12 protein-coding genes are annotated in these 12,409 nt (G+C 71.3%); 7 read left to right on the top strand and 5 right to left on the bottom strand.

Going from position 1 to position 12,409, the window contains the following annotated elements; translation table 11 throughout:
* Window positions 1-212: 212 nt before the first annotated feature.
* The 3 genes from MOPEL_RS17270 to MOPEL_RS10260 all read left to right on the top strand — a co-directional run bounded on the left by MOPEL_RS17270 (window position 213) and on the right by MOPEL_RS10260 (window position 3,474).
* Window positions 213-959, top strand: coding sequence for a hypothetical protein (locus MOPEL_RS17270; protein WP_009482837.1), 747 nt, complete (start codon window positions 213-215; stop codon window positions 957-959).
* A gap of 473 nt (window positions 960-1,432) precedes the next feature.
* Complete coding sequence (locus tag MOPEL_RS10255; protein ID WP_009482838.1) at window positions 1,433-2,698, top strand: MFS transporter; 1,266 nt, start codon at window positions 1,433-1,435, stop codon at window positions 2,696-2,698.
* Window positions 2,695-3,474 carry a siderophore-interacting protein gene (locus MOPEL_RS10260; protein WP_009482839.1) on the top strand — a complete coding sequence of 260 codons (780 nt, stop codon included), beginning with the start codon at window positions 2,695-2,697 and terminating at the stop codon, window positions 3,472-3,474. Before MOPEL_RS10255 ends, MOPEL_RS10260 begins: the two co-directional genes overlap by 4 nt.
* An 86-nt stretch (window positions 3,475-3,560) precedes the next feature.
* On the opposite strand, the gene MOPEL_RS10265 is transcribed toward MOPEL_RS10260, so the two are convergent.
* Window positions 3,561-4,214 carry a LysR family substrate-binding domain-containing protein gene (locus tag MOPEL_RS10265; RefSeq protein ID WP_009482840.1) on the bottom strand — a complete coding sequence of 218 codons (654 nt, stop codon included), beginning with the start codon at window positions 4,212-4,214 and terminating at the stop codon, window positions 3,561-3,563.
* 56 nt (window positions 4,215-4,270) lie between these two features.
* On the opposite strand from MOPEL_RS10265, the gene MOPEL_RS10270 reads away from it, so the two are divergent.
* Window positions 4,271-4,630, top strand: coding sequence for a DUF5997 family protein (locus tag MOPEL_RS10270; protein WP_009482841.1), 360 nt, complete (start codon window positions 4,271-4,273; stop codon window positions 4,628-4,630).
* Window positions 4,631-4,799: 169 nt separating this feature from the next.
* Here MOPEL_RS10270 and MOPEL_RS16045 read toward each other — a convergent pair whose 3' ends face one another.
* Entirely contained in the window at window positions 4,800-6,806 is a 2,007-nt protein-coding gene (locus MOPEL_RS16045; RefSeq protein WP_009482842.1) for an FAD-dependent monooxygenase, read from the bottom strand.
* Window positions 6,807-7,019: 213 nt separating this feature from the next.
* On the opposite strand from MOPEL_RS16045, the gene MOPEL_RS17745 reads away from it, so the two are divergent.
* The 3 genes from MOPEL_RS17745 to MOPEL_RS17755 all read left to right on the top strand — a co-directional run bounded on the left by MOPEL_RS17745 (window position 7,020) and on the right by MOPEL_RS17755 (window position 9,622).
* On the top strand, window positions 7,020-8,273 hold the full coding sequence (locus MOPEL_RS17745; protein WP_009482843.1) for a hypothetical protein: 1,254 nt from the start codon (window positions 7,020-7,022) through the stop codon (window positions 8,271-8,273).
* A gap of 9 nt (window positions 8,274-8,282) precedes the next feature.
* A complete protein-coding gene (locus MOPEL_RS17750; RefSeq protein ID WP_040634018.1) occupies window positions 8,283-8,633 on the top strand; it encodes a hypothetical protein in 351 nt (116 codons plus the stop codon).
* A gap of 584 nt (window positions 8,634-9,217) precedes the next feature.
* Window positions 9,218-9,622: a hypothetical protein gene (locus MOPEL_RS17755; protein ID WP_169316304.1), complete on the top strand. Its 405-nt coding sequence runs from the start codon at window positions 9,218-9,220 to the stop codon at window positions 9,620-9,622.
* A gap of 716 nt (window positions 9,623-10,338) precedes the next feature.
* Here MOPEL_RS17755 and MOPEL_RS17285 read toward each other — a convergent pair.
* From MOPEL_RS17285 to MOPEL_RS10315, 3 genes are all read right to left on the bottom strand, one after another.
* Window positions 10,339-10,608 (bottom strand): hypothetical protein, encoded by a 270-nt coding sequence (locus MOPEL_RS17285; protein WP_009482845.1) that lies wholly within the window; start codon window positions 10,606-10,608, stop codon window positions 10,339-10,341.
* Between the two features lie 328 nt (window positions 10,609-10,936).
* Window positions 10,937-11,458 carry a mycothiol transferase gene (locus MOPEL_RS10310; protein WP_040634025.1) on the bottom strand — a complete coding sequence of 174 codons (522 nt, stop codon included), beginning with the start codon at window positions 11,456-11,458 and terminating at the stop codon, window positions 10,937-10,939.
* A 241-nt stretch (window positions 11,459-11,699) separates the two neighbouring features.
* Window positions 11,700-12,409, bottom strand: a 710-nt coding sequence (locus tag MOPEL_RS10315) for a YwaF family protein (RefSeq protein ID WP_141631301.1), incomplete at its 5' end; no start/stop codon positions are given.

Raw genomic sequence — 12,409 nt, forward strand, 5'->3', positions numbered from 1 at the left:
AGCCTTGATGAGAGCCTCGGCGTCCTCGCGGTGTCGGTCCACGCCCAAGCGAGTGTTCTCGCGGTCCTGGGAAATCCGCAGGTAGATGGCTGCCCGCCGAGGGTCAACGTTCATCGTGCCATCTTAGGGCAAGATGGTGTTCTGTTACGGAGCACGGGCCCTCGTTGCATACCAGCGCATCGAAGCCAAGTCGGTTCATTCAAGGAGGATGCATGCCGTACGACCAGAGTGAAGCTGACTTCAATGAGGCAGCCTACGGAATGTATCTAACTTATGAGCTTCAAAGGTGGTTTGAGCTACAGGATGACCTTGATGGGATTGCATTACCGCCCACGCTTCAAGATGAAGCCGATCTGGGATACGATATGTCAATTCCGCGAAAGTGGGGGTTTCTATACCTGCAGTTCAAGATGCCAGATTATTTGCGTCGCTCTAATGCGAGTGAATGGCGTATATTTGGAGAGCCGTATTTCAGATTCAAGGTCAAGACTGATGTAACCGCAAACGGGTGTATTCAGCGTAATGTCCTGTGTGACCTGGAGGCTGAAGGTGAAACCGTATCCTATGCAGCGCCAGCGTTCTTGACCAGTGATGAGCTAACTGATTACGCTCTAAATGACGGCATGTACTCGAACAGCGCCTTCCCGCTACCGAGTGACCTTGGGCACGTGCCCGCCCGCAGTAATCATTGCTTTGCCTACACCGACTGTAGGGATGTTCGCGCTTTTTCTGAACCAGGGCCGAGTGTAAGTCGAGGATTTGACGAGCTAACGAGCAGGGTTCGTGGCGTCGTCGGAGAATCGGAGCCAATCGTCTTGCATGAATTTTTGAGCCGCTCAGCTGTGCGCCTGGTAGAGGTAATAGGAGCATCTTCGCGATCGGACGTCGGGCCTTCGCAGAGCATTCTCCTTGCGAGTTCGTCAGTGGGGCTCATGCCGATACTTGTTTCTACCGAATAGGCGATGCGTAATTAAGATCTGCAGGTTGATCGTCGAGCGGGTGTTCCTTGGGGGCGCTCATTTGTCGCACTGACCCGGCCTCCTCGAGGAGCGCGAACCTCTGACGCGTCGACAACGCCGGGTGCAGTCCCGGTCGACGTCCCGGCGACGGGCTCAAAGCCATTCCCTCGGTCCTCCTCGCGCGCCTGTGGTCACCCTCTCGCCCAGGATAGGCGGGCGGTGGCGCATCATGAGCGACGTACGCTCACCAAAGCGCGAGTCGCTGTCGCCAAAGGTTATTTAGCTACGTAACGTGGTGGAGTTCCGCTTCAACGTCTGACCTGTTGCTCGATCCGGGGCCGGTACCGCTGTGGCGGGGACGGCCCCGAGCCGTGTCCCGGTGTCGACGGCGCAGACCTGTCCCAGGGGCTGACGCAGCGCGGCAGGTAGGTTAGGCTCTCCTAACTACTTCTCAGCGTGCTCGGAGGCCGCCGATGACCGACCACACCGCCGTTATCGACCCGGTCGAGGCGTCCCCGCATCAGGGACGTTCCGCCGGGCGGGAACCGTCGCCGCTGCCCCTCGTGACGTCGCTCTACGTCACCCAGTACCTGGGCGTCGGGTTCGTCTACGTCGGTCTCACCGCGATGCTGCGGCAGCAGGGCGTCTCGCTGGAGAGCCTCGCGGCCGTGAGCCTCGCCGGTGTGATGTGGGCGCTCAAGCCGCTGTGGGCGCCGCTCGTCGACCGGTACGGACACACCTCGGCCGGCCACTACCGGACGTGGCTGCTCGTCATGCAGCCGCTCCTCGCGCTCACGGGCCTCGCGCTGGTCACCGTCCGCGAGCCCGAGCGCCACCTGGGCCTGCTCGGCGCCGTCATCGCGGTCTACACGTTCGTCTCGGCCACACAGGACATCGCCGCCGACGGCCTCACCGCCCGCGCCGTCGACGACCGCACCCGCCCCCTCGCGAACGGCGTCGCGAACGCCGCGCAATGGCTCGGCAACGTGCTGGGCGGCGGCGTCATCGTGCTCGTCCACGCCCACCTCGGCTGGATCCCGGCGATGCTCACGCTCACCGCCCTGTCGCTGATGCCGCTGCCGATGCTGCTGCGCCACCGCGAACGCGGAGCGGACGCCCCCGCGCCCCGGCTCGGGCAGGCGTACGCGCAGCTCGGGGGCGTGTTCCGGCAGCCCGGCGGCATGCGCTGGGGTCTCGTCGTCATGCCGCTGTTCCTCGCGGGCACGACCTCGGCCTACGGGCTCCTCACCCCGATGCTCACCGACGCGGGGTGGTCGCTGACCCGGCTGGGCTGGGTGATGGGCTTCTTCCTCGTCGCGCCCGCCGCGCTCGCGTCGCTCGCCGTCGGGCCGTGCGTCCACCGGTACGGGGCGCGGGCCTGCCTCCTCGTGACGGGTCTCGTCGACGCGCTCGCCATCGTCGCGCTGCTGCCCACGGCGACGGGGCATGCGCCGCTCGTGCCCACGCTCGTCGCGCTCGCGGTGTACGTCGCGGCCATGGCAGCCTCGAGCACCGTCGTGTACTCCGAGAACATGGCGCGTGCGCGCTCGGCCTCGGCGGCCACCGACTTCACCACGCTCGCCGCGGTCGCGATGCTCGCGAGCTACCTGCTCGGCGCGGCACTCTTGGCGGCGGCCGGATCGCTCGGCTACCCCGCCGTACTCGGCGTCTGCGCAGTGCTCGCGCTCGTCGGCACGGCGGCCGCGGCGACGCGGGTCCGCGCGGGGGCCGGCGCATGAGCAACATCGCGGTGCAGCAGGGTGGGGGCGCGATGCGGGCGCAGGTCGTGCGCAGCGTGCGCCTCTCACCCGGCTTCCAGCGCGTGACCGTCACCGGCGACGACCTCGCGCGACTGCAGTGGCGCGGGTTCGACCAGTGGGTGCGCCTGTTCCTGCCGCCCGCGCCCGGCGCCCTGCTGACGCACGTCCCCGACAGGATGACGCGCCTCACCTACGGCCGCATGCTCGCGATCCCGGCGGCCGAGCGGCCCGTCGTGCGCAGCTACACGCTGCGGGCGTGGCGACCCGAATCGCGTGAACTGGACGTCGACTTCGTGCTCCACGGGACGGACGGGGTGGCCGGGCCGTGGGCCGCGCGCTGCGACCAGGGCGATCCCGTCGCGCTGCTCGACCAGGGGTGCGGCTGGCCGTCCCCGCCGGTGCGTCGGGTGGTGCTCGCCGCCGACGAGACGGGGCTGCCCGCCGTCGCCGGGATCCTGCGCGACCTGCCCGCGACGACGACGGGGGTGGCCGTCGTCGAGGTCGCCGACGCCGCCGACCGGCAGGCCCTCGACGCGCCCGCCGGGGTCGACGTCCATTGGCTCGTCCGGCGTCCCGACGAGGCGCCCGGCGAGGCCACGCTGCGTGCGCTCGCCGACCTGCCCCTGCCGGAGTTCGACCGTCACGCCTTCGCCGTCGGCGAGTCCACGCTCGCCACCGGCGTGCGTCGCCGCCTCGTCCGCGAATGCGGCTGGTCCAAGAGCGAGGTCACCTTCTGCGGCTACTGGCGGAGCTGACGGCCCGATCCGGCGATGCCTCCGCATCGTGGGAGCCCCTCGCGAGTCCGGAGGCTGCGTCGACGGGCCGGGTGTGGCGCCGCAGGTCAGCGGCCGCGCCGCTTCTTCTTCCCCTGCTCGCGACGGCCGGTGCGGGCGGGAGCGGGGCGGGCGGGCTGCTTGGTGGGGCGGGGTGTGGAGGCGGCCCGGGTCTGGGCCGTCCGCGAGCTGTTGGGGGTGCGGCCGCGCACCACACCGATGAACTCCTGGATCAACGGGTTCTCGTCGTCCACCCGCCAGGCCAGGGCGACGGGGGAGGGGTCCGCGTCGGTGATGGGCCGGTACGTGAGGTCACGACGGCTGGCGCCGCGCGCGACGGACATCGGCACGACCAACACGGCGCCGCCGAGCACGAGATCCGTCGCCGTGGAGTGGAACTCCGTGATCACCTGCTCGTCGTCGAGGTCGGCGAGCGTCACCTCGTCGACGGCCGAGATCGCGTGTTCCTTGCTCACCCACGCGACCATCGTCTCCTCGTACAGCGGGATCGCGTGCAGCCCCTCCCGGTCGATGGGCAGGCGCACGAAGCACATGTCGAGGCTGCCGTCCCGCAGGCCCGCGAGCTGCTCGTCGTCGGCGACGTCGCTCACGGCCAAGGGCGTGTCGAAGCGTTCGTTCCACACCCGCTGCCACTTGGTGAGAATGACGCCGCGCACCTTGCCGATCCGCAGTTCCGTGCCCCGGGGGCTCTCCTCGCTCACCCGGGCAGGCTAGCGTGCGCGATCACCGCCCACCCGGGGTGACATACCCTCGCGGGGTGAGCCAGACCCTCAAGCCGTCCACCGCCGCCCAGAAGCTCGGCATCCTGCTGACCGCCGCGCCGGAGGACTTCCAGAACACCCCGATCACCCGCGACCAGCTCGACGTCCTGCGCGCCGACCCGCCCGCGTGGCTCGTCGACCTGCGCCGCAACGGCCCGTTCCCGCGGGAGGTCACCGCCGCCAAGCTCGGCATCTCCAACTCCGGGCTGCGCCGCGCAGGCATCACCGAACCGCTCGACGCCGACCAGGTCGGCGCACTGCTCGCCGACCCGCCGGAGTGGCTCGTCCACGAGCGCGAGGTCCACCGCAAGGTCGTCGCCGAGAACGCCAGGCTGAAGGACGAGCAGAAGCACTGAGCGCGGGTGGTGCCGTCAGCGAGGCCGGCTGTCCGAGACGCGGACCCGACCGAGGAGCGGCTCTCGGGAGGGCAGAGGCGGGGTGTGAGACCCGGCGACAGGTCGCCCAGGACGCACGTCGGAGCGGGGCTCCTGGTGAGCCCCGCCCCGATGGTCGTTCGCCGGCCGGTCAGGCCTTGCTGATCCCGAGGTGCGTGCCCACGGTGGTCGGGTCGGTCAGGCAGGCGAGGAGGCAGCCGCCGACGACGCCGCGGCTGATCGTGCCGTTGAGGGTGCCCGGCTCGTCGTCCCGCAGCGTCTTCCACGTGCCGGTGGCGTCCGTGTTCGTCAGGCCGGTGGGGCGGACGATCGTCCACTGCAGCCCGGACGCGCGGACGACGTCCTCCTGCGCGTCGTGATCGGCCAGCGGCTGCTTGAGCAGCAGAGGCGCGATGTGCCGCTGGACGAAGGGCAGCTGACGAGCGGAGTCGCCCGCGCCGACGGAGGACTGCACGACGAGGCGCGTGACTCCCGCCTCCCGCATCGCCTCGACGACGGCTTCGGTCACCTGGGTGCGGATGCGCGGGGCGTCCTTCGACCCGCCGACAGTGACGACGACGGCGTCCGCCCCCGCGACGGCCTCCTTCGCCACCGCCGGGTCCGTGGCGTCGCCCGTGACGGCCTTGGCGCTGCCCACGCCCGTGCCCGAGCGGGAGACGACCGTGACGTCGTGACCGGCCTTCAGCGCCTGCTCGGCGAGCGCCCGGCCGGAGCCGTGCGAACCGCCGACGATGGTGATCCTCATGCTCTCCCCGTTCGATGATGCGGCCGATCCGCCCGGGCGGGCGGCGGTGTCGTGATCGTCGCGGAGCCGGTCGGCGACGGACTGCGCCGCCGACACGGCGCCGCGCGCGACGGGGAAGAGGGCCTCACGCTGCCGCAGCCACGGGCCGATCGCCTCGCGGTACGGGGTGAGCCCGGACCCGGGCCCGAAGAGGCGCGCCTCGACCTGCGCGTTCGGCAGGTGGAGCTTGGCGGCGGCGGTGTCGACGATCCGCAGGACGACGTTCGCTGCGCCGCGTGCCGGGTCGGTGCTGCTGATGTTGTCGCGCAGCGTCCACGCGTACTCGCCGAGGGCGTGCAGGTCGGGCAGGCGGGCGGCCTCGTACTCCGCGAACCACGTCGACGAGCCCGACGCCGCGTGCTCGGCGAGCAGAAACGCGTCCTCGAGACCGGAGTTGACACCCTCCCCGGTCGGCGGGATGACGCTGTGCGCCGCGTCGCCGATGAGCAGCAGCCACTCGTCGAACGCGATCCGCGGGCAGATGACGACCGCTCCGCCGAACGGGTCACGCGAGAAGAACGCCTCGTAGTCGTCGTGCGTGAGCAGAGGAGCGGCCAGCGGCGCGTGCTCCTGCACGTGCGCCCGCAGCGCGCGGATGTTGGGCTCGCTCGCGTCGGTCGACAGCAGCAGCGACTCGGCCTCGTCGCCCTCGATGGCCGTGAGGGCGACGCCCCACACGCCGTCCCGCAGTGTGGCCGTGTAGATGCCCTTGGACGTGAAGATGTGGTGGACCGCCGGGTCCAGGCCCGACGCGGAGGCGTGCGGCCGGGAGTAGGCGACGCGGAACTTGACGCCCCAGTCGCCGACGCGCGGCGTGAACCCGGGCACCTGCTCCGCCATGGAGCGCCGCGCCGCGGACCACACGCCGTCGGCGGCGAGGACCCGCGCGTCGCCCGCGTCGACGACGACCTGGTCGCCGGACGTGCGGTCGAACGTCAGCGTGCGCGCCGCAAGGTCCGCCGACGCGAGGCGGTGGCCCGGGACGTACGTGAGCCCCTCCGTCTGCTGCGTCTTCTCGAACAGGATCCGCGTGAGGAACGCGCGGGTCGTCGCGATGAGCTTGCCGCTCTCCAGCCGAGACAGGCGCCGCGTCCCCTTGTAGATGTGGAACGCCTCGACGACCTCGCCCACCTCACGCAGCCGCTCGAGCAGCGCGGGGTCGATGCGGCGCAACGCCTCCTGACCACGGGTGTTGACGCCGATCGGGTAGCTGTTCTCGTCCGACAGGAGCAGCTCGTCACGCGCCTCGTACACCGTCACCCGATGCCCCTGCGCCGTGAGCAGCAGACCGGCGGCCAGGCCGACGGGCCCCGCCCCCAGGACGATCGTGTGCGGTGACTCGACTGCAGACATGGCTGTCCTTCCCTCGGGACCCTCCTGCAGTCAAACACAGGCGGCATCGAGCGGCTCCCTCGTGTCCGTCCGCTCGCGGCGGGCCGCACGGAACCGGTTCGGGACTCGTCCCGCCGCGCCCCGCGAAAGAGACGATCGACGTTGCGCCACCGAAGAATCCATGACGACGCGCGGGACGGTGACTCCGCGCACGTCCGCTGTCATGATCGAGGGATGAACGACGGGGAACGTGGGATCACGTTGGTGGAGGGGGAGGACGGCATCTTCGTTCTCGGTGCCGAGGACGAGGTGGCGAAGTTCGTGGCGGAGGCACCTTCGTCGTCGCGCCTGATCTCACCACGGACGATGGGCAAGATCGGCGTCGCCCTCCGCGGCGTGCAGGAGATCCAGGCGAACAGTGGCCGGTGGATGAAGCTCGACGATGCCTCCGCCGCCTGGGTCAAGGAACACGGGGCGTGCGGCCTCACCTCAGGCGTGGTGCGCGCCAAGAACCTTGCGGGCTCGGGTGGCGGCGGGTCCATCGTGAAGCACCTTTCTTTCGCGAAGGTGGGCCTTGCCTCGCCTGCGGCTCTGGCCACGCTCGCCGTCATCGCGATGCAACAGGCCATCGAGGCATCCCTCCACGAGATCACGACGTACCTGGAGACCATCGACGAGAAGCTCGACGAGCTGCTGAAACAGCGCAAGGTCGAGGCGCTCGGCGGCCTCGGCGGGGTCGCGTGGGTCGTCGACGAGGCGGTCGCCGTCTACGAGGAGACCGGCCGTGTCTCCGAGGTCACGTGGTCGAAGGTGCAGGCGAACACCCTGGCACTCACGACGATCCAGGCCGAGACGGTCGCGCAGATCGAGGCGATGGCCGACCGCATCCGGCGTCACGACGGTGATCCCGATCGTCTCGCCGACGTGCTCACGGAGGCTCCGGAGGACGCGACGTTCTGGCTCGGGGTCCTCGCCCGCAGCATGGCACTGCAGGACAAGCAGTACGTGCTCGAACTCGCCCGGGTCGCCGACGCCGAGCCCGGCGAACTCGACGCCCACCGCCGCGGCATCCGCGCCGCGCGAGAGATGCGCAGTCGCCGCATCGCGGAGGCCGTCACCGCCGTCGGCACCTCCATCCGCGACTGCGCCGAGCTCACCCCGCGACAGCGCGTGGCCAATCCGTTCAGCTCCCAGAAGGTGACGTCGGGGGCCAACGCCCTCACGGCGCGCATGACGGAGTTCGTGCGACGCATCGACCTCGACGTCCTCGGCGTCGACCAGCTCGACGGCACGTCCTGGTCGGCCTCGGTCAAGGCCCTCTTCGGCGAGACCGCGTCGGTCGTCGAACACGCCGGATCGGCCGTCACCGATCGGGCCAAGGCGCTCGGCGGGCGCGTCCGGCAGCGACGCGAAGAGGCCCTGCTCACCAAGGCGGAGAAGATCATCGCGAGGCGAGAGGGCGACGCCGAGCACACCCCGGAGTCGTAAGGTGCGCCCATGAAGAAGGAGGCCGAGACGGAGGTCAGAGCCGCGGCCCGCGCCGAGAAGCAGGCCGTCGAGGAGCATCCACACGGGCCGGCCATGATGGAGCTGTTCGCCCAGGTCGACCCGTGGGGGCTGGTGGAGATGGGGGCCCCGCGCGACGAATACGTGAGCGAGGTCGACGACCTCCTGGACCACCCCGGGCCCTCGGCGCGCGACGTGCTCGAGGTGTTCAACCGCTGGGGAACGGTGGTCGGGGAGGATCCGGGCCCCGCCGAGTACGGCGCGCACCCGGGCATCCGCGAGGACGATGCGCGACGTCTCGCCGAAGGCATCGCCCGCATCCGCGGGCAGCGCGCGGGCTGACCGGGATCTCCCCGCCGGTCCCGCTCCGCCCGGCGCCGGCGGCCAGGCGTCCCGACATCCGCCGAGCGCTCGACCGGCCCCGCGGGTGGGGTGCGACGGGGTCGGGCCTGCGGGTTCACCCGGCGGTCGAAGGCGGCGAGCTCGTCGAGCATCGCGGCGGCGGACTTCGGCATCTCCTCGTCGGGGACGGCCTTGCCCGACTCGTCGAGGAACCTCGGCGCGAACGGCACGACCACGGCGCTCATCGGGGTGGGCATGCCGAGCACGCTGATGACCGGCTTGAGCTGCGGCACCGCGCGCGAGCCGCCCGACACGCCGCCGTACGAGACGAAACCGGTGACGCGGTGGGTGGGTCGCAGCAGTGCCGGCAGGAGGATCTGGTCGACGATCGCCTCGATGTCGCCGCGGGAGACGGCGCCGGTCTCCCTGTGCTGGGCGATGACGAGACGGGGGTCGCTGCTCACCGTCGGCGTGACGTCGGCCGCGGGCATGGCGCCCTCCGCATTGGCGCGGTCGAGCACCGTGCGCAGCACCGCCGCACGGAGCGTCACCATCACCTCGCACACCTGCGCGAGGAGTCGCGAGTGCTGCTGCCGCCACGACTGCAGCACGTGCAGCACCCGCCCCACCGGGGTGTCGAGCCCCTCGGCGAACAGGGCGAGCACCTCGACGAGGGCGTCGCGCAGGTCGACCGGCGTCATCGTCGCCACGCGCTCCCGATCGGCGTCGAACGACGCGTCGGACGCGGCCAGCGCGGCCAGCACGAGCTCCTCGGTGTCGGCCCACCGCTTGTACAGCGACGCCTTCCCGCCCCGGAACGGTGGGCGACGCCCTCCATCGTCAGGGCGATGAACCCGACCTCGGCCAGCTCGGCGAGCGTCGCCTCGTGGATCGCCGCGAGCAGGGCCGAGCCCCGACGGCGCTGCACGGGTCGCGCGTCGCTCATCGCACGCGCTCCCCACCGATCCACACCTGACGTCCACACCTGACGGCCTCCGCGCACCGCGGACACGTCGAGGGTCGGGTCGGCGTCGAGAGGACGAGGTCCGCGCACCGGCACGGCGCGATCGCGCCGCGGTCGTCCCACCCGGTCGCGGCGGCGCGCCGGACGTGGCCGCGACGATCACCTCGGCCGGGGTCGGGCCGGCATGGACGAGCAGGTCCAGCTCGTCGTGCAGTCCGGTCCCGTCCGGCACGGGCAGGCCGGCGCGGGCCGCGGCGCCGCCCTTCATCATGATGGGCGTCGGCGAGCAGACCGTCCCCGTCTCGACGATGCGCGCCACCTGGTCGTCCTCGGGCGGCCGGTCGATCGGCGCGTGCGTGAGGACGTCGACCCCGGCGTCGAGGCCCGTCGTGAACGAGTACGCCGTCACGACGTGCTCAAACGTCGACAGGCCGTGCTCGTGCGCCGCGTCGACGAGGGCGCGCAGCGTCTCCGGGGACAGACAGTGGCCGTTCGGGATGCGCGGGTCCTCAACGATGATCTCGACGACCTCCGACCCGTTCTCGACCTGCCGGTCGACGAACCGGCGCGCGTCGTCGGGGCCGGTCACGGCGCTCTCGAGGGGGAAACCCATCTCGGCCGTCCGGTGACCGCCGGGGGCCGACGCGGCGCATCCCGCGGAGACGAACCGCGTCGTCCCCGTGAGCGCGCGCAGCTCGTGCAGCAGGCTGTCGGGGTACGTGCCCAGGTCGATCGTCGTCGTCACCCCGCGCCGGCCATCGCGTCCAGGTGCTCGCGACCGAGCAGGTGGGCATGGGTGTCGATGAGCCCCGGCACGACGAACCGGCCGGTGGCGTCGACGTCGTCCGCCGCGCCGGCTGCCCCGGTCTGGTGGGACGCGGGGGCGCGCGGGGTGACCGCGGCGGTGCGGTCGCCGTCACGCTCGACCGCATCCTTGACATCGAGGTGGGGCGCGGCGGAGGAGGCGGGAGTCGGGCGGTCGCGGCGACGGCCGCCTACCGTGGACGGCATGCCGGTGACGAGGCGACTGTGGGGAAGGGGCGGGGCCGTGGGGCACCGTCGGGATCGCCGTGCGATGCCTGCTCACGCTGGTGATCGTCGTCACCGCCCTGATGGTGAGGGCTGCCCCGTCGAGGTCCGGGTCGACCCCTACGCCGAGCCCTCGCTCGACCTGGTCCTCTGCATCGTCGGACTCCTCCTCGTCGTCTGGACCCGCGGGTCGGGGCGGACGTGGCCCGGCGTGCGACCGACCCGGCGCGGGAGGCGCCGACGCCCGTGATCGCCACGGATCACCGTCGGCCCCGGGATGACGCCGACGCCGACGGTGGACGCATCGGGGTCAGACCGCGGCGCGCCAGCCGTCGACGAGGCCTCGGGCGTAGGCGGCCTGGCCGACGTGGACAGCGGCGTCGTCGATGATGCTGACGATGCGGGCGCCGCGGGTGACGGGCGGGTCGTAGGAGTCGTCGATGACCTCGCCCAGGTCGTCCTCGCTCAGGGTGCCGATGTAGGCGGTGAGGGCGTCGGTGCATGCCTGCAGGTGCGCACCGAGCGCCGCGACGTCGTCGACGTGCAGGGCGGCGACGTCCTCGGGGGAGTCGCCGAAGCCGAACTCGTCCTCGCCGCGGTCCACGCCCAGGCGCTGCGCCCAGCCGCCGGAGGTCCACACGCTCTTCCCGCCGGAGAGTGCGACGGTCTGAACGTCCATCTGCCGGGCGGCGTGCCACAGCAGCCACGCGATCGTGTTGCCGCGGTCGGCCGGCATGCGGTGCGCGGCCTCGTCGGAGAGCCCGTCGAGCACCGGCTCGGCGGCGCTTGCGGGACGGGAGGCGGCATCGGTGAGGAGTTCGCGAATGTTCATGTGGCCAGCGTAGGTCCGCAGATGCGGGGTGCTCATCGGGGCCCTCCCTGTGGGCGTCGCTGTCGACGGTCTGCGGGGTTGGGCAGGCGCCGGCGTGGTGCGCGCGGGGAACCCGTGGGGAGGTCGGTGTGTCCACCTCTACGAGGTCGAGGGGCGGCCCGGTGAAGGGATGGTGTCGTCATCGCCCACGACACGCGCCCGCCTCGTCGCGGGCGAGGGAGCGGGCGATGAGGTGTGAGGTTCAGGCGTCGGCGGCGGCCATGTGGGCAGGCAGCCGACGACGTGCGAGTCCGTCGGAGAGGAGGACCGTGTCGTGTCGGGCCGGGGCCGTCGTCCACGGCCAGGTGAGGAGGGCGTAGACGGGCGCGATGAGCGCGGCCACCGAGAACAGGTACCACGGCCACACGCCGAGGAGGACGAGCACCGATGTGGTGCCGGGCGGTTCGGAGACGAAGCCGTAGTTCGTGCCCAGGGCGAGGTTCACCGTGTACGCGACGCAGGCCCACACGACCGTGAACACCCACGCGAACGCGCACCCCCGCCAGGTCGGCCGGTAGCCGAGCCCCCACACGAGCACGACGGGCACGACGAACACCGCCGCGTGGAGGAGCCAGTAGCCCGCGAACTCCAGTGCGGGGAAGCGGAAATAGACGAGGTCGGGGGTGAGGAGCGCCTGAAGGTTGAACGTGAGTCCCCAGAGGTACGTGACGACGACAGCCCAGCCGCGATGCGTGACGAGCGCGAGCGGCGCGATGAGCCGCAGCCAGTCGGAGAGGTGGAACGGCAGCGACTGCCCCACGTGGTAGTTCGCGGGGAGCCACCACCACACCATCCACCCGACGGCGAGGGCGAGGAGTCCCCACCCGCACGCCGTCATCACCGCGTCGCCGCGTCGCCCGCGCGCGACCCGCACGAGCACGACCGTCGCGACGACCGTGAGCGCCAACACCA

The sequence above is a fragment of the Mobilicoccus pelagius NBRC 104925 genome (genome assembly GCF_000247995.1).
Lineage (GTDB): Bacteria > Actinomycetota > Actinomycetes > Actinomycetales > Dermatophilaceae > Mobilicoccus > Mobilicoccus pelagius.

Excerpts from the sequence above, each read along its gene's own strand:
- MOPEL_RS17270 (WP_009482837.1), top strand. The coding sequence starts at position 213 with ATGCCGTACGACCAGAGTGAAGCTGACTTCAATGAGGCAGCCTACGGA.
- MOPEL_RS10255 (WP_009482838.1), top strand. The coding sequence starts at position 1,433 with ATGACCGACCACACCGCCGTTATCGACCCGGTCGAGGCGTCCCCGCAT.
- MOPEL_RS10260 (WP_009482839.1), top strand. The coding sequence starts at position 2,695 with ATGAGCAACATCGCGGTGCAGCAGGGTGGGGGCGCGATGCGGGCGCAG.
- MOPEL_RS16045 (WP_009482842.1), bottom strand. The coding sequence starts at position 6,806 with ATGTCTGCAGTCGAGTCACCGCACACGATCGTCCTGGGGGCGGGGCCC.
- MOPEL_RS17745 (WP_009482843.1), top strand. The coding sequence starts at position 7,020 with ATGAACGACGGGGAACGTGGGATCACGTTGGTGGAGGGGGAGGACGGC.
- MOPEL_RS17750 (WP_040634018.1), top strand. The coding sequence starts at position 8,283 with ATGAAGAAGGAGGCCGAGACGGAGGTCAGAGCCGCGGCCCGCGCCGAG.
- MOPEL_RS17285 (WP_009482845.1), bottom strand. The coding sequence starts at position 10,608 with ATGCCGTCCACGGTAGGCGGCCGTCGCCGCGACCGCCCGACTCCCGCC.
- MOPEL_RS10310 (WP_040634025.1), bottom strand. The coding sequence starts at position 11,458 with ATGAACATTCGCGAACTCCTCACCGATGCCGCCTCCCGTCCCGCAAGC.